The sequence below is a fragment of the Myxococcus hansupus genome, assembly GCF_000280925.3.
Lineage (GTDB): Bacteria > Myxococcota > Myxococcia > Myxococcales > Myxococcaceae > Myxococcus > Myxococcus hansupus.
The window spans coordinates 7,783,344-7,802,910 of sequence record NZ_CP012109.1 but is presented as its reverse complement, the minus strand read 5'-3'; the positions used below and the strand labels follow the sequence as shown (position 1 = coordinate 7,802,910).

The window sequence follows — 19,567 nt, the reverse complement described above, 5'->3', positions numbered from 1 at the left end:
GCCTCTCCCCCAACCCCAGCCCCGACAACCCCCTGCCCCTCAACCGGAACCCACCTTGTGCAAGGGCATTGCCAGCGGCCCCGTCAGGGCGGGCCCCCTCTGAGGGCGGGCGGAACATTGCCCTGGAGGCAGAGCGACGTGTCCGGTTCGCTGAAAAAACTCCCTGTCCGCCAGGGAACGTCGGAGGAAAAACGACGGACGTTTGTCCCACCGAGGCACCTGTGTGTGCACAGGCGCCCAAAGCAAACGCCCGCCAGGGGGCCTGTTGGCCACTGGCGGGCGCCGGGTGCTTCAACCTGCTTCAGGGCTGAATCAGAACACCTTGACCTGAATCTCCTTCAGGACCTGGTCGCCGCGCATCACCGACACCGTCCACGTGCCGGGCTTGTTCAGCCGCAGCCCCGTCCACTGCCGGGCGCGCCAGCCCTCGCCCTTCACCTTCACGTCCTTCGTCTCGCGGACCACCGCGCCCTGCTTGGTCTGCACCATCAGGTCCTCGACGGAGTCGCCCTGGGGCACCAGGTAGGCCTGCCACAGCATGACGTTGGTGCCGGCCTTGATGCCTTCGGGGCCTACTTCAGCGGTGCACTCGTACTTGTTGGCACCTTCCTTGGCGACCTCCGTGCAGAGCTTGGCCTCCACCAGTACCGGGCCCTGGCCCTGGCCCTTGTAGAAGTAGTTCCAGGTGTCGCGCACGGCGTCCGCGTCCGGTGCCTTGGCCGTGGCCTCTCCCGCGGCCGGAGCCGCGTCCTGGGCCATGGCCACCGAAGAGATCCCCAGCACCGCGCACAGCAAGCTCCGCGTCAGCATCTTCGCCATCTCAAGTCCCCTCGTTCTCGTGATGAAGCGGGCCCCCAGGCCCACCCTGCGGGGCTGGTCTAGCACAGAATCATGACGCTTCTGTTCACCATGCCGCTCAGCCGAAGAGGAAGAAGGCCAGTGTCACCAGCGGCAGATACACGAGGAAGGCCACCAGCAAGAAGCCCAGCAACTCTTTGAACTCCAAGCGCGCCACGGCCAGCAGCGGCAGCGCCCAGAAGGGTTGGATGAGGTCGGTGGCCATGTCACCCCACGCGTAGGCCAGCACGACCTTCTCCGGCGCCACGCCCAGCCGCGTCGCGGCGTCCAGCAGGTACGGTGCTTCAATGGCCCACTTGGAGCCGCCGGAGGGGACGAAGTAGTTCACCACGCCGCTGTACAGGTAGACGATGGCGGGGAATGTCTCGCGCGTGGACAGCGACACGAACAGCTCGCCGATGCGCTCCGTCAGGCCGGTGGCCTTGAAGATGCCGTAGATGCCCGCGTACAGCGGGAACTGGAGCACGATGCCGTGCAGCACGGTGCCGGCCTCCTCGCTGGCCTTGAGCAGCCGCGCGGGCGTGCCGTGCAGCAGCACCGCCAGCACCAGGAAGGTGAAGTTCACCACGTTGAGGTTGAGCGCGCGCCAGCCGCCGTTCATCCACAGGTGCCGCGCCAGCCACAGCAGCCCCAGCACGCCGATGACGGTGTTGAGCAGCCGGGAGTGGTCCAGCCAGACGGCGAAGCCGCGCTCGGCGGGGCGCTCTGGCGGCACGAAGTCGCCCAGGGACTCCAGCACCGCCGGGTCCACGCGCACGGTGTTCTCCGGGCGCGGATGCAGCAGCCATGCGAGCAGCGTCAGCCCGGCCACCACGGCCAGCGTGAGGCCGAGGTTGAAGGGGGAGAACAGCGTCGTGTTGATGGGCAGGACGCCCAGGCTCTTCTCCAGGAAGTGCCCGGGCGTGGCCACCAGCAGCGGCGCGGAGGCGGACAGGCCGGAGTGCCACGTGGCGCCCAGTCCGAAGTACGCGCACGCCACCAGCAGCCGGTAGTCCACGTCCGGCCGGCGCTTCACCATGAAGCGCACCAGCATGGCGCTGGCCACCAGCGACAGGCCCCAGTTGATGTACGCCAGGGCCATGGAGACGAAGGCCATCCACGCCGCCGCGCCCCGGGGCGTGCGAGGCACCCGCGCCGCGCGCTCCAGCAGCGCGCGCACGGGCCCCGTGAGCGCCAGCAGGTAGCCGGTGAACATCACCAGCGCCATCTGCATGGAGAAGCCGAGCAGCTCCCAGAAGCCGCTGCCCCAGGCATCCAACACGGCGGGCGGCGCGGCGCCGGCCCAGCCCGTGGCCAGCGCCATGGTGAGCAGCGTGAGCAGGACGGCGATGGCGAACGCGCTGGGCACGAAGCGCGACGAGAAGCGGCCCAGGCCTTCGGCGATGCGGACGAGCGTCTCCACGAGATGTCGCTCCTTGGCGGGAGCGTCACGTTACGGCATGTGCGGCCCGGGCGGTCCGTGAAAGCCCGTGCGTGTGGGGCGTGGCCGCCCGGGCCCGGGCTCGCTGGTTCCCCTGTCCGCCGGGGTGCCCGGAGAGGGAGGGCGGAGGTTCCTTCCGCGCCGCGCGGTGTCAACGCTCCAGGATGCGCCGACTGCTGCGACACCTGCGCTCCGTTCTCCGGGTCCGGCCAGGAAAGCCCGCCATCGGCGCGGGGCTCCGGACCGCGCTCGCCACCGCTGTTCCGCTGGTCCTCGCCTTCCTGCTGGGGGTGAAGGATGCGAGCTGGGGAGGCTTGTCCGGACTCCTGGTCTCGCTGGCCGACAAGGGCGGCTCGTACCGGACGCGCGCGAAGGAGCTGGGCGCGGTGACGCTGCTCGGCGCCGTGGTGGGCGCGCTGGGGGCGCCGGGCGGGACCACGCCGTGGCTGGACGTGTCGCTGATGTGGCTGGGCGTGACGGCGGCGGCCTACGCGCGCAGCTATGGCGAGACGGCGGGCTCGGTGGGCGGTCAGCTCGCGGTCATCTTCGTCGTGTCGCTGGGTGCGCCCGCCGTGGCGCCGGAGGACGCGCTGGCGCGTGGTGGCTGGCTGCTCTTCGGTGGCCTGTGGGCGATGGTGCTGTCGCTGGTGCTGTGGCCGCTGCGGCCCTACCAGCCCGCGCGGCGGGCCATCGCGCGCGTGTACCGGGCGCTGGCGGAGGCGTCATGGGAGCTGGGCCGCTTGTCGCGGGAAGGCGCTGGCTCACAGGCCTGGGTGGAGGCGGCGCAGCGGCACATGAACGTGCGGCCGCTCATGGAGCACGCCCGCGCCACGCTGGGCGCCAGCCGCGGCAGCCACATGGGCAAGTCCCGGCGGGGCGAGCACCTGCTGGTGTTGCTGGAGACCTGCGAGCCGATGTCCGCCCAGCTCATCGCCCTGGCCGAGGCCATGGAGGGGGCCGTGCGCGAGCCCCGTTTCCTGCCGCTGCGCGGGCGCGTGGATTCGCTGTGTGACGCCTACGCGGCCATGGCGGGGTGGGTGGAGCAGGTGCTCTTGCACGAGCGCAACGACGGCGTGCCGCGCGCGCCCCGCCTGGCCCCTCGCTCCCGTCGGCGAGGCGACCGGCCCGCGTCGGGCATCCGCTCCCGCGAGGACCCGCTGTCGCTTCACGTGGACGTGCTCTTCGGGAAGTTGCGGCAGCTCGCGGGCGTGGCGCATGAGACGGCCTCGGGGCTGTTGCACGGCGACCCGGTGTCGGACCGGGGCCGCAGTCTGGTGGGGCGCGAGGAGCGGCGCGTGCGCTCCTGGCTGGCGCCGCTGCGCGACCACCTCCGCGCCGACTCACTGGTGTTCCGCCACGCGCTGCGGGTGGGGCTGGTGGCCACCGTGGCGCTGGTGGTGACCCAGGCGCTGGGCATCCGTGACGCGCACTGGGTGAGCCTCACCGTCATCGCCATCCTCCAGCCCTACTCCGCCATCACCGAGGAGCGCGCGCTCCAACGCGTGGGCGGGACGCTGCTGGGCGCCTGTCTGGCCGCGGTGATTGCCACGCGCGTGCATTCACCGTCCGCGCTGCTCACCGTCATCGTCCTGCTGACGGCGGTATCGGTGGCGCTCCTGCCCATCAACTTCGGCGCCTTCCAGGTGCTGCTCACGCCGGACTACCTGCTGCTGGCCACGCTGAGCTCGGGCGACTGGAGTCTGGCGGGGCAGCGCGCCCTGGGCGTGCTGGTGGCGTGTACGCTCGCGCTGCTAGGCGCCTGGGTGCTGTGGCCCATGCCGGAGCGAAGACGGTTCCCGGATGCCGCGGCGGCGGCCCTGCGCGCGGATGGGGACTACCTGCGCGAGGTCATCTCCCGCCGCAGCGCGGACCGGCCGGAGGTGGGGGCGGCGCGGCGCAGCTTCGGCCTTGCGCTGCTGGACGCGGAGGCGTCGTTCGAAAGGCTCACGGCCGAGTACCACGGCCCTCCCCAACAACTGGAGTCCGGCATGGCCGTCATCACCTATGCGCGCCGCTTCGCCACCGTGGTGACGGCCCTGGGCATGGAGCGGCCGGAGGCGGAGGTCCCAGGCCAGTTGAGGCACCTGGCGCATCAGGCGGGCCGGGCGCTGGATGACCTCGCGGAGTCCCTGAACGCCCGCCGCGCGCCGGCGCCGCTGCCGCCGTTGCAGGTGTCCTGCAAGACGGATGACCCCGTCTTCGGCGCGCTGCTCGAACGGGTGCCCCGGCAGTTGGGCATGCTGCACGGCGCGGTGACGCGCCTCAGCGCCGGTCCCATCCTGCGCTGACGCGGCTCACTCCTCGGCGTCCCGCGGCGGGAGCAAGGGGAGCGAGACGTGGAACACGGAGCCTTGGCCCAGCTCGCTCTCCACCCAGATGTGGCCATCATGCTGTTCGACGATGTCGCGGCAGATGTAGAGCCCCAGGCCCAAGCCGCCGAAGCCCGACACCGGTGCGTTGCGCGCGCGGAAGAAGCGCTCGAAGAGCCGGGCTTGCTCCTCCTCCGGGATGCCGATGCCCGCGTCCGTCACGGTGAGCACGGCGTTGTCCTGTGCGCGCGACACCGTGACGTGCACCGCGCCGCCCATCGGGCTGTATTTGATGGCGTTCTCCAGGAGGTTGGCCAGCACCTGGAACAGCCGGTCCCGGTCGCCCAGGACCTGGAGGTTCTCCGGGGGCAGCTCGCACGTGAAGGCGTGCTCCGGGCTGATGGAGCGGAAGTCCGAGCACGCCTCGCGCGCCAGCTCGTGGAGTGACACCGGCGCGCGCCGCAGCTTCAACCTGCCCGCCTCCACGCTGGTGGCGTCCACCAAATCGTTGATGAGCGCCGTCAGCCGGTGCACCTGCGCCAGGGCCTTGTCCACCCGCTCCTCGGGGACTGGCTCCTTCGCGGTCATGGCGCGCTTCATCAATTCGAGCTGGAGGCGCAGGGGCGTCAACGGCGTCTTCAGTTCGTGCGCGGCGATGGTGAGGAAGTCATCGCGCACGCGGATGGCCTCGTGGGCCTCCTCCAGCAGCCGCGCCTGCACGCGCCCCGCGCGGACGCGCTCGGTGATGTCGCGGAAGCTCCAGACGCGGCCGGTGATGACGCCCCGGCGCCACTGCGGCAGGGAGTACCGCTCCAGCACGCGCCCGTCCTGCAGCTCGATGACGTCGAAGCTCTCCTGCTCGGGCGTCTCGTACAGCGCCCGGAGCCGCGCGAGGAAGGGCTCCGGGTCCTTGATTTGCTCACGCAACTTGTTCAGCAGGGCCGCGTCCTGCATGCAGTCCTGCATCGTGCTCAAGCCCCACAGTCGCTTGAACTGGCGGTTGTAGGCGGTGACGCGCCCGTCCCGGTCCACGACGAGCAGGCCGTCCGCCGTCGAGTCGAGCGTGGCCTCCAGCAGGGACACGGTGTGCTCGAGCCGCTCCTGGGCGGAGCGCTGCTCGGTGACGTCCACCATGATGCCGTGCAGCCTGCGGGCGCGGCCTTCCTCGGACTGCACGGTGACGATGTCGCGCAGCCAGACGGTGCGGCCGTCGGCGGCGAGCATCCGGTATTCGAATTCGTGAGGCAGGCACTGCTGCACCGCGGACATGCAGAAGTCGGGCGCCCAGTGGCGGTCCTCCGGGTGCAGGTGGTCCACCCAGAACTGGGGCTCCTCGAGCCAGCGCTCCACCGGATAGCCGAGCAGTCGCTCCGCCTGCTTGCTGACGAAGACGAAGCGGAAGGAGGGGTCCGCCTCCCAGACGATGCCGTCGATGTTGTCCACCAGCGCCGCATGTCCACGCCGGGCATGGAGGACGGCTTTGACGGCTTTGGCGCCTGCTTCCAGGCCTGGCTCCCTCTGCGCCATCACACGCTCCCTCCCTTGGAGCGGGGGCTCTCCCGTGTCCCGGGTTCCCCTCAATCAATGCACCCTGGCGCGCGGGTGCCACCCGTCCCATCCGCCCAGGGTGCATCGGCCAGCGTCAAGCGAGGGGTATCGTGCGAGGATGCGTGCGAAGCAAGCCCCATGACGCCTCCTCGCCGCGCCCGTCGAAGCCCGCGCTCCTCGTCGCCAGGAGAATGGCTGGGACGCGTCTTCTTCGGTCCCCGATGGTTGATGTACGCGGGGCCGCTGGCACCCACGGACCGGCACGCGCACCCCACGTTCCAGGTCCTGCTCTCCCTGGGGGCGCCGGTCCGTCTGTGTGATGCCCTCCAGCGGGAGGTGGAAGGTCGCGCGGCCGTGGTTCCTCCGGACGTCGAACATGCCGTCGTCCAGGGGGCGATGGAGACGGTGTTGCTCCACGTCCCCGCGGAGGACCGGGTGGGCCGCCAGCTCCGGACCCTGGGCATCGGTGAGGACGCGGCGGCGTGGGGGCGCGCGGGGGAGGCGCTCCTGGGAGGGGGCGGCGCCCGGCTCCCCGTGCGCTGGGCGGAGGCCGAGTCCTGGACGCAGGCGCTGCTCCAAGCGCTTCAGGCCGACGCGGGGACCGCGCCGCCCACCCATCCCGCGGTGAAGAAGCTGCTGCGGCTGCTGCCCACGGCGCTCGACGAGGATGTACGCCTGTCCGCTCTGGCGCCGCGCGTGGGCTTGTCCGTGGGGCGGCTGTCCCACCTGTTCAGCGCCGAGGTGGGCTTCCCCTTGCGGCCCTACATCCTCTGGCTGCGGCTGCATCGCGCCGCCGAGCACCTGCAACGCGGGGCGTCCCTCACCGAGGCCGCGCACGCCGCGGGCTTCACCGACAGCGCGCACCTGAACCACACCTTCCGGCGCACGTTCGGGCTCAACCCGTCGGACATCGCCGGCGTGGTGCAGTGGGTCCGGCCTTCCACGCGATAGCGTGTTCTTACAAGTCCGGCCGGGCGCTTCGAGGCAGGGTGGTCCTCCACGTCGCTGACCGGGAGGAACTCCTGATGTCGATGAAGCCCAAGCTGCGCGCCGCCTTCGAGGCGGAGCTGCGCGAGGCCACCGAGGCCGAGTCCCGTGCCGAGCCGACGCGCGCCTGGCGGCACCTCGAGCGGGCCCACGTGCTGAGCCAGGCGTACGCGGTGCCACATCTTCGCGTGCATTGGCGCATGCTGGGCTTCGGGTGGCGTCAGCGTGACCTGGGCGAGCTGTGGGGACAGGTGGCGAGGTTGCTGGTCGCCGCTCCGGGCTCATGGCTTGGAAGGGCGCCGCTGGGTAACACGGGGGGCGCGAACGTGGGCATCTTGACGCCCATGCCCATCCCCGACGACCTGCGCGCCTTGCTGGACGCGGACCGCTGACGCCGCGGCACCGTGTCCGTCCACGGGGGCCACCCGTGGGCCGCTTTCTTCTCACATCAACGGCGCGCGCCCGGACGAATTCCTGTATGGAACGGGCATCATGTCCTCTTCCGAGCAACCCTCGCGGCAGGACGCACGCGTCTCTACGGGCGTGCCTGGGCTTGACTCCGTGCTGGGCGGCGGCCTCGTCGCCTCGGGTGTCTACATCGTCGTGGGTGAGCCGGGCGCGGGGAAGACCCTCTTCGCCAACCAGCTCTGCTACCACCAGGGCCGCGCCGGGGCGCGCTGTCTGTACGTCACGCTCCTCGCGGAGTCCCATGCCCGCATGTTGGCGAACATGCGGGACATGGCCTTCTTCGACTCGGCGCTGCTGCCCGAGGGCGTCTATTACGTCAGCGGCTTCCGCATGTTGGAGGAGCAGGGCCTGCCGGGGCTCCTGGAGCTCCTGCGCCGCGAGGTGCGCAACCACAACGCCAGCATCCTGGTGCTGGATGGCCTGGTGCAGGCGCAGGAGGCCGCGGGCAGCAGCCGCGACTTCAAGAAGTTCATCCATGAGCTGCAGGTCGCCGCGGGCCTGGCGCGCTTCACGGCGCTGATGCTCACCAGCGCCAACGGCCCCGCCGTCCATCCGGAATACACCATGGTGGACGGCATCCTGGAGCTGCGCGAGCGCACCCTGGGCGTGCGCTCCTGGCGCGAGCTGCAGGTGCGCAAGTTCCGCGGCAGCGCCACGTTGCAGGGCGTTCACACGTTCCGTATCAGCAGCGAGGGACTGGAGGTCTTCCCCCGGCTGGAGTCGCGTGTGTCGCGTCAGCCGCCACCGGACCCGGGCGCCCTCCGCGTCCACTTCGGCGTGCCGTCCCTGGACGCGCTCTTCCCGGAGGGGCTGGCGGCGGGGTCCACCTCGCTGTTGCTCGGCCCTCCCGGCGCGGGCAAGACGATGCTGGGCTGTAGCTTCCTGTATGAGGGGCTGAAGCAGGGCGAGTCCTGCCTCCTCATGGGCTTCTACGAGCCGCCCAACCGGCTGCTGGGCAAGGTGGCGTCCGCGGGCATCGACCTGAGCAGCGCCTCGCACAATGGACAACTGGGCATCCTCTGGCAGCCGCCCGCCGAGTGCGTCCTGGACATCCTGGCCGAGCAACTGGTGTCGGAGGTGCGGCGGCGCAAGGTGAAGCGGGTGTTCGTGGACGGGCTCAGCGCGATACAGCAGTCGTCGCCGGACCCGATGCGCATGAACTCGTTCTTCGCCGCCCTCACGCAGGCGCTGCGCGAGACAGGGACCACCACCTTGTTCGGCATGGAGACGCCGCGGCTGTTCGGTCCGGTGTTGGACGTGCCAATGGAAGTGGGTCCTTCCGCTGTAGCGGAGAACCTCTTCTTCTTGAGACATGTCGAGCTTGAAGGCCGCCTGCGCAGGCTACTGAGCATCTTCAAAATGCGTGACACCCACTATGACCCCACCCTGAGGGAGTTCGTCATCACATCCCAGGGCATCGAGGTGCTGCCACCCTTCAATATCGCCGTGGATACCCTGCTCACGGGACTTGCCCGACACCCGGGCACTGGCCATTACTGAACGAACCGCGAGGAGTAGTGCCACCCGTATGGAGACGGTCCTGGTGGTGGATGACGAGCAGGGCATCCTGGAAGCCCTGGCGGACCTCCTTCGAGAGGAGGGCTACCGCGTGCTGACGGCGTCTCACGGCCGTGAGGCGTTGGAGCGGATGGCGGAACTCAGGCCAGACCTGGTCCTCACCGACTGGATGATGCCCGTCATGGACGGACCCGCGCTCATCGAGCGCATCCGGACCGAGCCAGCTTACAAGGATGTCACACTCATGGGGATGAGTGCCGTGGACGTGTCCGCGTTGCGGCGCGTCTATCCGGGGATGCCTTTCCTCCAGAAGCCTTTCGACATCTATGCGCTGATGCGACAGGTCCGAAAGGCCCTGGACGCGAAGCGCGCCTGAGGCCCCCATGTTCTATCTGTTCAAGCTGGGCCCCGTGCCACTCAGCCAGGGCACCACGCAGGTGCAGGTGTACTTGCGTATCTCGGAGTCGGGTGAGCCGGCGGCCCCCGTGTTCGAGTCGGATGACGTCACGGGGCTGCGGACCCTGCTGGAGGGCGTGGAGGCGGCGGAGGTCCGCTGCGAGCCCGCGCTGACCGCCGCGGCGGAAGGGCTGGGGCTGATGGTGGAGGCGCCGCCTTCGCAGGCACTTGCTTCGTGCGCGGCCATCGCCACTTTTCTGGCCTGGGGGCAGCGAGGCTTGTCGGGGCTGGGGTCCGACAAGGCGCTGCTCTTCGTGCAGGCGGCGACGGAGTATTGGGACGCGAAGCCCTGGACGCACTGGGATGACAGCCAGCCCTTCGAGGTGGCCGTCACCGGTCCGTTGAATCACGCCTTCGAAGGGTGTGTCTTCCACATGGGCGACGGGCGCGCGGGGCTCGCGCTGTACTTCAAGCCCGGCGCGCTTCAGATGCTGATGGAGATGCAGGCGCGCGGTCAGGGGGAGGTCGCCACCCAACTGCCCGCGATTGCCGTCACGCTGGACACGTCTCCGCCCTATGCCGTGGCCGCGCTCACTGCCGCGGGCCGCGCGCCCCGCCTGCCGTTGCCGCTGAAGACAGGGCCTGACGGCATCGGCGTGCCGTCTCCGCTGGAGTCGCTGGTGCTGGTGGCCGCGCTGCGCGCCGTGGCACGGTTGTCACCCACGCAGCGGGAAGTGCTCAGCAACGTGGTCGCGGGCGACGCCGAAATGCAGGTGCGCGTCCGCGCGCCAGCGCCTCGCGTTCGGAACTGAGGCTGCCAGGTCGCTCAGCGCGAGCGGCGGGGCTTCACGCCCGGTGGCGCCGCGCTCGGAGCAGTGTTGGCTGCCCGACGAAGGCCTTCTGGAGTGTCGCCTGATGGCCAGCCGGGCGGCCCGGGGGGGCTGGTCCAAGTCTGCGAAATCGGGAGAGAAAGAGCCTGAGCTGCGAGATTCCCGCAGGTCGGAGGTTGGTGCTCCTCCGCCCCGGGACCGACCAGGAACGCATATGCCCACGAAGAAGGTTTCCTCCCGCCGCGCGCCCCTCGCGGCTCCCCCTCCGCCGAGAGCCCGGGAGGATGATTCTCAGTCGCTCGACTCGCGCCAGCTTCTGCGGGTCCTCACCGCCGTGCGCAAGGGCGACTTCTCCGTGCGCATGCCGGTGGACAAGGTGGGCAGCGCCGGCAAGGTGGCGGACACGCTGAACGAAATCATCGAACTCAGCGAGCGCATGGCCCGCGAGTTCGAGCGCATTGGCACCGTGGTGGGCAAGGAGGGCCGCATCACCCAGCGTGGCAACGTGGTGGGCGCGCTCGGCTCCTGGGGTGACTGTGTCGAGTCGGTGAACACGCTGGTGGCCGACCTGGTCCAGCCCACCACCGAGATGGGCCGCGTCATCGGCGCGGTGGCCAAGGGCGACCTGTCGCAGACCATGGCCCTGGAGGTGGATGGCCACTCCCTGCGCGGCGAGTTCCTCCGCACCGCCCGGCTGGTGAACGGCATGGTGGAGCAGCTCGGCGCCTTCGCGTCCGAGGTGACGCGCGTGGCCCGCGAGGTGGGCACCGACGGCAAGCTGGGCGGTCAGGCCAAGGTGAAGGGCGTGGCCGGCACGTGGAAGGACCTCACGGACAACGTGAACTCCATGGCCTCCAACCTCACCGCCCAGGTGCGCAGCATCGCGGAGGTGACGACGGCCGTCGCCAAGGGCGACCTGTCGAAGAAGATCACCGTGGATGTGCGCGGCGAGATTCTGGAGCTGAAGAACACCATCAACACGATGGTGGACCAGCTCTCGTCCTTCGCCTCCGAAGTGACGCGCGTGGCGCGTGAAGTCGGTACGGAAGGCAAGCTGGGCGGACAGGCCGTCGTGAAGGGCGTGGGCGGTACGTGGAAGGACCTCACGGACAACGTGAACTCGATGGCGTCGAACCTGACGTCTCAGGTGCGCAACATCGCCGAGGTGACGACGGCCGTCGCCAAGGGTGACCTGTCGAAGAAGATCACGGTCGATGCCAAGGGCGAGGTGCTGGAGCTGAAGAACACCATCAACACGATGGTGGACCAGCTCAACTCGTTCGCCTCCGAAGTGACGCGCGTTGCCCGCGAGGTCGGTACGGAGGGCAAGCTGGGCGGTCAGGCCGAAGTGAAGGGCGTGGCCGGCACCTGGAAGGACCTCACGGACAACGTGAACTCGATGGCGTCGAACCTGACGTCCCAGGTGCGCAACATCGCCGAGGTCACCACCGCCGTGGCGAACGGTGACCTGTCGAAGAAGATCACCGTGGATGTGCGCGGGGAGATTCTGGAGCTGAAGAACACCATCAACACGATGGTGGACCAGCTCTCGTCCTTCGCCTCCGAAGTGACGCGCGTGGCGCGTGAAGTGGGGACGGAGGGCAAGCTGGGCGGACAGGCCGTGGTGAAGGGCGTGGGCGGTACGTGGAAGGACCTCACGGACAACGTGAACTCGATGGCGTCGAACCTGACGTCTCAGGTGCGCAACATCGCCGAGGTGACGACGGCCGTCGCCAAGGGTGACCTGTCGAAGAAGATTACGGTCGATGCCAAGGGCGAGGTGCTGGAGCTGAAGAACACCATCAACACGATGGTGGACCAGCTCAACTCGTTCGCGTCGGAAGTGACGCGCGTGGCCCGCGAGGTGGGCACCGACGGCAAGCTGGGTGGCCAAGCCGACGTGAAGGGCGTGGCCGGCGTGTGGAAGGACCTCACGGACAACGTGAACTCGATGGCGTCGAACCTGACGTCTCAGGTGCGCAACATCGCGGAGGTCACCACCGCCGTGGCGAACGGCGACCTGTCGAAGAAAATCACCGTGGACGTGCAGGGCGAGATTCTGGAGCTGAAGAACACCATCAACACGATGGTGGACCAGCTCAACTCGTTCGCCTCGGAGGTGACGCGCGTCGCGCGCGAAGTGGGTACGGAAGGCAAGCTGGGTGGCCAGGCCGTCGTACGCGGTGTCGGTGGAACGTGGAAGGACCTGACCGACAACGTGAACTCGATGGCGTCGAACCTGACGTCGCAGGTGCGAAACATCGCCGAAGTCACCACAGCCGTCGCCAAGGGTGACCTGTCGAAGAAAATCACGGTCGATGCCAAGGGCGAGGTGCTGGAGCTGAAGAACACCATCAACACGATGGTGGACCAGCTCTCGTCCTTCGCTTCCGAAGTGACCCGCGTCGCGAAGGAAGTGGGTACGGAGGGCAAGCTCGGCGGCCAGGCCATCGTGCGCGGCGTCGGTGGGACGTGGAAGGACCTCACCGACAACGTGAACTCGATGGCGTCGAACCTGACGTCGCAGGTGCGAAACATCGCTGAAGTGACGATGGCCGTGGCACGCGGCGACCTGTCCAAGAAGATCACCGTGGACGTGCGCGGGGAGATTCTGGAGCTGAAGAACACCATCAACACGATGGTGGACCAGCTCTCGTCCTTCGCTTCCGAAGTGACGCGCGTGGCGCGTGAAGTCGGTACGGAAGGCAAGCTGGGTGGACAGGCCGTTGTGCGCGGTGTCGGTGGGACGTGGAAGGACCTGACCGACAACGTGAACTCGATGGCGTCGAACCTGACGTCTCAGGTGCGAAACATCGCGGAAGTGACGACGGCCGTGGCGAACGGCGACTTGTCGAAGAAGATCACCGTGGACGTGCGTGGCGAGATTCTGGAGCTGAAGAACACCATCAACACGATGGTGGACCAGCTCAACTCGTTCGCGTCCGAGGTGACGCGCGTCGCACGCGAAGTCGGTACGGAAGGCAAGCTGGGCGGTCAGGCCGTGGTGAAGGGCGTGGCCGGCACGTGGAAGGACCTCACGGACAACGTGAACTCCATGGCGTCGAACCTGACGTCGCAGGTGCGCAACATCGCCGAGGTGACGACGGCCGTCGCCAAGGGTGACCTGTCGAAGAAGATCACCGTCGACGTTCAGGGCGAAATCCTGGAGCTGAAGAACACCATCAACACGATGGTGGACCAGCTCAACTCGTTCGCGTCCGAGGTGACCCGCGTCGCGCGCGAAGTCGGTACGGAAGGAAAGCTGGGTGGTCAGGCCGAGGTGAAGGGCGTGGCCGGCACGTGGAAGGACCTCACGGACAACGTGAACTCCATGGCCTCCAACCTCACCACCCAGGTGCGTGGCATCGCCAAGGTCGTGACGTCGGTGGCCAACGGCGACCTGAAGCGCAAGCTGGTGGTGGACGCGAAGGGTGAAATCGCGGAGCTGGCGGACACCATCAACGGCATGATTGACACCCTCGCGGTGTTCGCCGACCAGGTGACGACGGTGGCCCGCGAGGTGGGCATCGAAGGGAAGCTGGGCGGACAGGCGCGCGTGCCTGGAACGGCCGGCATCTGGCGCGACCTCACGGACAACGTGAACCAGCTCGCCGCCAACCTCACCACGCAGGTGCGCGCCATCGCCGAGGTGGCCACCGCCGTGACGAAGGGTGACCTCACGCGGTTCATCACCGTGTCCGCGCAGGGCGAAGTGGCCGCCCTGAAGGACAACATCAACGAGATGATCCGCAACCTGAAGGACACCACGCGGAAGAACACGGAGCAGGACTGGCTCAAGACGAACCTGGCCAAGTTCACCCGCGTCCTCCAGGGGCAGCGGGATTTGCTCACGGTGTCCAAGGTCATCCTGTCGGAGCTGGCGCCGCTGGTGGATGCCCAGCACGGCGTCTTCTACATCTCCGAGCGCGCGGACGCCGGCGACCAGATGCTCAAGCTGCTGGCGTCCTACGCGTACCGTCAGCGCAAGGGGCTGGCCAACACCTTCAAGTACGGCGAGGGGCTGGTGGGGCAGTGCGCCCTGGAGAAGGAGCCCATCCTCCTGTCGGACGTGCCGGACAGCTACATCCGCATCGCGTCCGGCCTGGGTGAAGAGGTGCCGCGCAACATCGTGGTGCTGCCGGTGCTCTTCGAAGGGGAGGTCAAGGCCGTCATCGAGCTGGCCTCGTTCCACACCTTCAGCGAGGTCCACATGGGCTTCCTGGAGCAGCTCACGGAGTCCATCGGCATCGTGCTCAACACGATTGCCGCCAACATGCGCACGGAGGCGCTGCTCAAGCAGTCGCAGGCGCTGACGGACGAGCTCCGCAAGCAGCAGGAAGAGCTGACGGAGACGAACAAGCGCCTGGAGCAGCAGGCCACCTCGCTCCAGCAGTCGGAGGAGCTGCTCAAGCGCCAGCAGGAGGAGCTGCGCAGCACCAACGAGGAGCTGCAGGAGAAGGCGCGGCTGCTCTCCGAGCAGAAGTCGGAGGTGGAGCGGAAGAACGGCGAGGTGGAGCAGGCCAAGCTCGCGCTGGAGGAGAAGGCCGAACAGCTCAGCCTCACGTCCAAGTACAAGTCCGAGTTCCTGGCCAACATGAGCCACGAGCTGCGCACGCCGCTCAACTCGCTGCTCATCCTCAGCCAGACGCTCAGCGACAACGTGGACGGCAACCTCACGTCGCGGCAGGTGGAGTTCGCGAAGACGATTCACGCGTCGGGCGCGGACCTGCTGGAGCTCATCAACGACATCCTCGACCTGTCGAAAATCGAGTCCGGCACCATGGCCGTGGACGTGGGGCCGCTGCGCTTCGGCGACCTGCGCGAGTTCGTGGACCGCACCTTCCGGCAGGTGGCGGACAAGAAGAGCCTGGATTTCCACATCGCGCTGGCGGACTCGCTGCCGGGCGAGCTGGAGACGGACGCCAAGCGCCTCCAGCAGGTGCTCAAGAACCTGTTGTCCAACGCCTTCAAGTTCACCGAGGCCGGCACGGTGTCGCTGCACATCGGCCTGGCGAAGAGCGGCTGGTCTCCGGACCACGCCACGCTGTCCGTCGCGCCCGCGGTGGTGGCCTTCACCGTGGTGGACACCGGCATCGGCATTCCGAAGGACAAGCATCAAATCATCTTCGAGGCCTTCCAGCAGGCGGACGGCTCCACCGCGCGCAAGTACGGCGGCACCGGCCTGGGGTTGTCCATCAGCCGCGAAATCGCGCGGCTGCTCGGCGGCGAAATCCGGCTGGAGAGCGACGTGGGCCGGGGCAGCGCCTTCACCCTGTACCTGCCGCAGACGTTCATGGCGGAGCGCCCGCCGCCGGAGCCGTCGCGCTGGGAGTACGGCCCGCTGCCCGCCACGGTGGTGGCCGCGCCGGTGGAGGCTCCGTCCGCGGAGCCGTCCCTGCCGTCGCTGAACCGGTTGGACATCGATGACGACCGAGGCTCCATCCAGCCCGGGGACCGGGTGCTGCTGGCGGTGACGCACCTGGCGGACCACGCCGCGCGCCTTCGCTCCGCGGCCCAGGGCACGGGCTTCAAGGTGCTGGTGTCCACGGAGGTGGAGGGCGCGCTCGACGCCGTCCGCAACGCGCGGCCCGCGGCCGTGGCGGTGGACCTGGACCTGCCGGAGATGGCGGGCTGGGTGGTGCTGGACCGGCTCAAGCACGACGCGGCCACCCGCGCGCTGCCCGTGTACACGGTGTCCGCGGAGGACCACCGCGAGCGTTCGCTCAACCTGGGCGCCATTGGCCACCTGCTCGCGGCGGCGGACCCGGAGGCCGCGCAGGCGGCGCTGGAGTCCCTCAAGCACTTCGTGGAGCGCAAGGGCCGCAGCCTGCTCATCGTGGAGGACGACGCCGTCCACCGTCAGACGTTGACGGAGCTGCTGGGCAGCGATGACGTGCAGACGGTGGCGGTGGGCACGGCGGCCGAGGCGCTGACCGCGCTGTCCGAGCGCCGCTTCGACTGCATGGTGTTGGACCTGGGCCTGCCGGACATGCCCGGCGCGGAGCTCATCCGCCGCATCCGCGAGGCCCACGGCGCGGGCGGGCCGCCGCTCATCGTCTACACCGGCCGCGAGCTGACGCGCGCGCAGGAGACGGAGCTGCGGCGCGTGGCCGAGGCCATCGTCGTCAAGGACGCGCAGAGCCCGGAGCGGCTGCTGGAGGAGACGAGCCTGTTCCTCCACCGCGCGCCCTCGGCCCTGACGGAGCCCAAGCGCCGCATGCTGGAGAAGGCCCGCGAGCGCGACCCCTTGCTGGTGGGACGCAAGGTGCTGGTGGTGGACGATGACGTGCGCAACATCTTCGCCCTCAACACCGTGTTGGAGCGCTACGGCATGAAGGTCGCCTTCGCGGAGAGCGCGCGCGAGGGCATCGAGCAGTTGGAGAAGTCCTCCGACATCGAGCTGGTGCTGATGGACGTGATGATGCCGGAGATGGACGGCTACCAGGCCATGCGCGCCATCCGCCGCATGGAGCGCTTCGCCCACCTGCCCATCCTGGCGCTGACGGCCAAGGCGATGAAGGGTGACCGCGAGAAGTGCCTGGAGGCTGGCGCGTCCGACTACATCACCAAGCCGGTGGACATCGAGAAGCTGCTCAGCCTGCTGCGCGTGTGGCTGCACGCGCCCCGGGGGGCGCTGGCCCGAGGGCTGCGTACGGAGGTCTCCGGATGACGGGGCCCGGCGCGCGCGGCGCGGAGCTGGAGGCGCTGGAGGTGGACCTGCTCCTGGAGGGCGTGGCCCGGCAGTGGGGCTTCGACCTCCGGAGCCGCTCCCGGCCGCAGCTCTTGCGGCGGCTGCGACACCACCTTCGCGAGGAGCGGCTGGACAGCTTCTCCTCCCTCCAGGGCCGCGTGCTGCACGACGCCGAGGCGATGGACGCCCTGCTGCGGACGTTGTCCTGCACGCCGCCGGCGCTCTTCTCGGAGGCCGCCTTCTTCCGGGACTTCCGCGCCCGGGTGGTGCCGGTGCTGCGCACCTGGCCGTCCGTGCGGGTGTGGCACGCGGGCTGCGGCACCGGGGAGGACAGCTACGCGCTGGCCATCCTGCTGCACGAGGAGGGCCTGTGGGGGAAGTGCCGGCTGTATGCGTCCGACGCCAGCGAGGGCCTGCTGGCGGACGCGCGCACCGGGGTGCTGCCGCTCCCGACGGACGAGGACGCGCGCCGTTACCTGGAGGCGGGCGGGAAGGGCGCGCTCAGCGACTACTACACGCGTGACGGCAACTGGGCGCTGCTCCAGCCCAAGCTGCGCGACCGGATTTTCTTCACGCAGCACAACCTGGCCACGGATGGCTCGTTCAACGAGTTCCACGTCATCGTGTGCCGGGACACGCTCCTGACGTTCAACCGCGCACTGCACAACCACGTGCACGGCCGACTCTTCGAGAGCCTCGCCCGCTTCGGCTTCTTGTGTCTGGGACGCAAGGAGACCGTGGCGCGCACGCCCCACGCGGGGGCCTACGAGGCGCTGGAGGACTGCGGCCGCATCTACCGGAGGGTGGCATGAGTCCCATGGGCTTGCTGGTGATGGGGGCGCCGCGCAGCGCGGCGGCGGACGTGGAGTCGGTGCTGGCGCTCTTGCCGCCCCACCTCTCGGTGCCGGTGGTGCTGGCGCTGCACCGGGGGCCGCTGGACGCGCTGGCCGCGCCGCTGGGCCGCCGCTGCGCGCTGCCCGTGGTGGAGCCGGACGACAAGGACGAGCTGCAACCCGGCTGCGTGTACCTGGCCCCCGCGGGCTACCACCTGCTGGTGGATGGCGGCTGCGTGGCCCTGTCCGTGGAGCCGCCCGAACATGGGCAGCGGCCCGGCCTGGACGCGCTCTTCGAGTCCGCGGCGGACAGCCAGGGGGCTCGGGCCGCGGGGCTGCTCTTCACGGGGCACGAGGATGGTGTGGCGGGCCTGCACGCGCTGCACGCACGCGGCGGACGCGTGGCGGTGGTGGGGGATTTTCAAACCGGGGGCGAAGGGGAGGAGGGCGAGATGTCGCGATTGACGCTGGGAACCGTAGGAGGGTGGCTCGCGCGGCTGGCCTATGTGCCGCGCTCCAAGGTGCAACCTTGACCGGCGGTCCCACCCGCGAGCGCTTGCCCACGCCGCCGCTGGAGCCCGCGTCGTTGCTCCTGGTGGATGACCAACAGGAGAACCTGCTGGCCCTGGAGGCCACGCTGGCGCCGCTCGGGCAGCGGCTCATCACCGCGCGCAGCGGCCGCGAGGCGCTTCGCCACCTGCTCACCCAGGACTTCGCCGTCATCCTCCTGGATGTCGTGATGCCAGACATGGATGGCTTCGAGACGGCGCAGCTCATCCGCGAGCGCGAGCGCAGCCGGGGCACGCCGCTCATCTTCCTCACGGGCCTGTCCCGCGGACCGCATCCGGAGCTGCGCGGCTATGCCATGGGCGCGGTGGATTACCTGCTCAAGCCCTTCGAGCCGTCCATCCTCCGCTCCAAGGTGAGCGTCTTCGTGGAGCTGTTCCGCAAGACGGAGCTGGTGCGGCGGCAAGCGGAGGCCCTGCGTGAGGCGCAGCAGCGCGAGCACGCCCGCGAGCTGCTGGAGGCGCAGCGGCGCGTGGAGGCGGAGCGGCTGCGCTCCGAGGCCAGCCGCAATCAGCACCGCTGGCTGGAGGCGGTACTGGCCGCGCTGCCCATGCCGCTGGCCTTGGTGGAGCCGGGCAGCGGGCACACGCTGCTGGCCAACAAAGCGGCCCAGGGTCTGGCGGCGGGATGTCTGGCCTATCGCGAGGCGCGCGTGTTGCACGCCGATGCCTGCTTTCGCGGGGAGGATGGACGGCGCCTCGCCGAGGAGGCGCTGCCCTTGCGGCGCGCCACCCGAGGCGAGGTGTTCCAGGCCTTTCCCGTGGAATGGGAAGTGAATGGGCGGCGCGGCTCGGTGCTCGCCTACTGTGAGCGGTTGCCGCGCATGCACGGCCGCCCGGAGACGATGCTGCTGGCGCTGATGGACGTGACGGCGCTGCGAGCCACCGCCAGCCACGGTTGGCTGCCCCTGCCGGTGACGGAGCACATCGCTACACTGGAGGCACGGGGTGAGGACGCGGGGTCGCTCGCCCGGCTCATCGACGTGCTGAGGAACCTGCCAGGTCTGTCCACCGGCAGGCCCGGCCAGGAGCATGCGGATGGCTCCTCTCCTGCGGAGGACAGCGGCCAGGCGGACAACCTCAACGCCCCGGGCGGTGAACATCGCCGGGCGAGAAATGGTTGACGCACAAAATAACATGGGC

At 69.3% G+C, this 19,567-nt stretch carries 13 protein-coding genes; 10 read left to right on the top strand and 3 right to left on the bottom strand.

Features of this window, described 5'->3' with window-relative positions:
• Nucleotides 1–312 precede the first annotated feature (312 nt).
• Both A176_RS30540 and A176_RS30535 read right to left on the bottom strand, forming a co-directional pair.
• Nucleotides 313–819 (bottom strand): hypothetical protein, encoded by a 507-nt coding sequence (locus A176_RS30540; protein ID WP_002640881.1) that lies wholly within the window; start codon nt 817–819, stop codon nt 313–315.
• A gap of 97 nt (nt 820–916) precedes the next feature.
• Complete coding sequence (locus A176_RS30535; protein WP_002640882.1) at nt 917–2,260, bottom strand: short-chain fatty acid transporter; 1,344 nt, start codon at nt 2,258–2,260, stop codon at nt 917–919.
• A 182-nt stretch (nt 2,261–2,442) separates the two neighbouring features.
• Here A176_RS30535 and A176_RS30530 point away from each other — a divergent pair, with 182 nt between their 5' ends.
• On the top strand, nt 2,443–4,566 hold the full coding sequence (locus A176_RS30530) for an FUSC family protein (protein WP_044890375.1): 2,124 nt from the start codon (nt 2,443–2,445) through the stop codon (nt 4,564–4,566).
• Between the two features lie 6 nt (nt 4,567–4,572).
• Here the strand turns inward: A176_RS30530 and A176_RS30525 are convergent, their stop codons facing one another.
• On the bottom strand, nt 4,573–6,114 hold the full coding sequence (locus tag A176_RS30525) for a PAS domain-containing sensor histidine kinase (protein ID WP_044890376.1): 1,542 nt from the start codon (nt 6,112–6,114) through the stop codon (nt 4,573–4,575).
• A 159-nt stretch (nt 6,115–6,273) separates the two neighbouring features.
• On the opposite strand from A176_RS30525, the gene A176_RS30520 reads away from it, so the two are divergent.
• The 9 genes from A176_RS30520 to A176_RS30480 all read left to right on the top strand — a co-directional run bounded on the left by A176_RS30520 (nt 6,274) and on the right by A176_RS30480 (nt 19,548).
• Nucleotides 6,274–7,086, top strand: coding sequence for a helix-turn-helix transcriptional regulator (locus A176_RS30520; protein WP_226994031.1), 813 nt, complete (start codon nt 6,274–6,276; stop codon nt 7,084–7,086).
• Nucleotides 7,087–7,160: 74 nt separating this feature from the next.
• On the top strand, nt 7,161–7,514 hold the full coding sequence (locus tag A176_RS30515; protein ID WP_044890377.1) for a DUF3703 domain-containing protein: 354 nt from the start codon (nt 7,161–7,163) through the stop codon (nt 7,512–7,514).
• Nucleotides 7,515–7,614: 100 nt separating this feature from the next.
• A complete protein-coding gene (locus A176_RS30510) occupies nt 7,615–9,090 on the top strand; it encodes an ATPase domain-containing protein (protein WP_002640889.1) in 1,476 nt (491 codons plus the stop codon).
• Between the two features lie 28 nt (nt 9,091–9,118).
• Nucleotides 9,119–9,484, top strand: a complete 366-nt coding sequence (locus A176_RS30505) for a response regulator (RefSeq protein WP_002640890.1) — start codon at nt 9,119–9,121, stop codon at nt 9,482–9,484.
• Nucleotides 9,485–9,491: 7 nt separating this feature from the next.
• A complete protein-coding gene (locus A176_RS30500) occupies nt 9,492–10,316 on the top strand; it encodes a hypothetical protein (protein ID WP_002640891.1) in 825 nt (274 codons plus the stop codon).
• A gap of 232 nt (nt 10,317–10,548) precedes the next feature.
• Nucleotides 10,549–17,004: a HAMP domain-containing protein gene (locus A176_RS30495; protein ID WP_193409810.1), complete on the top strand. Its 6,456-nt coding sequence runs from the start codon at nt 10,549–10,551 to the stop codon at nt 17,002–17,004.
• The gene (locus A176_RS30490) at nt 17,001–17,837 is read left to right on the top strand and encodes a CheR family methyltransferase (protein ID WP_002637900.1); all 837 of its coding nucleotides are present in this window, start codon (nt 17,001–17,003) and stop codon (nt 17,835–17,837) included. Before A176_RS30495 ends, A176_RS30490 begins: the two co-directional genes overlap by 4 nt.
• Entirely contained in the window at nt 17,834–18,391 is a 558-nt protein-coding gene (locus A176_RS30485) for a chemotaxis protein CheB (protein WP_002637899.1), read from the top strand. The genes A176_RS30490 and A176_RS30485 overlap by 4 nt, the downstream gene beginning before the upstream one ends.
• Nucleotides 18,388–19,548 (top strand): response regulator, encoded by a 1,161-nt coding sequence (locus tag A176_RS30480; protein WP_002637898.1) that lies wholly within the window; start codon nt 18,388–18,390, stop codon nt 19,546–19,548. Before A176_RS30485 ends, A176_RS30480 begins: the two co-directional genes overlap by 4 nt.
• Nucleotides 19,549–19,567 lie beyond the last annotated feature (19 nt).

Coding starts and splice junctions, on each gene's coding strand:
- A176_RS30540 (WP_002640881.1), bottom strand. CDS start 819: ATGGCGAAGATGCTGACGCGGAGCTTGCTGTGCGCGGTGCTGGGGATC.
- A176_RS30530 (WP_044890375.1), top strand. CDS start 2,443: ATGCGCCGACTGCTGCGACACCTGCGCTCCGTTCTCCGGGTCCGGCCA.
- A176_RS30525 (WP_044890376.1), bottom strand. CDS start 6,114: ATGGCGCAGAGGGAGCCAGGCCTGGAAGCAGGCGCCAAAGCCGTCAAA.
- A176_RS30520 (WP_226994031.1), top strand. CDS start 6,274: ATGACGCCTCCTCGCCGCGCCCGTCGAAGCCCGCGCTCCTCGTCGCCA.
- A176_RS30515 (WP_044890377.1), top strand. CDS start 7,161: ATGTCGATGAAGCCCAAGCTGCGCGCCGCCTTCGAGGCGGAGCTGCGC.
- A176_RS30510 (WP_002640889.1), top strand. CDS start 7,615: ATGTCCTCTTCCGAGCAACCCTCGCGGCAGGACGCACGCGTCTCTACG.
- A176_RS30505 (WP_002640890.1), top strand. CDS start 9,119: ATGGAGACGGTCCTGGTGGTGGATGACGAGCAGGGCATCCTGGAAGCC.
- A176_RS30500 (WP_002640891.1), top strand. CDS start 9,492: ATGTTCTATCTGTTCAAGCTGGGCCCCGTGCCACTCAGCCAGGGCACC.
- A176_RS30495 (WP_193409810.1), top strand. CDS start 10,549: ATGCCCACGAAGAAGGTTTCCTCCCGCCGCGCGCCCCTCGCGGCTCCC.
- A176_RS30490 (WP_002637900.1), top strand. CDS start 17,001: ATGACGGGGCCCGGCGCGCGCGGCGCGGAGCTGGAGGCGCTGGAGGTG.
- A176_RS30485 (WP_002637899.1), top strand. CDS start 17,834: ATGAGTCCCATGGGCTTGCTGGTGATGGGGGCGCCGCGCAGCGCGGCG.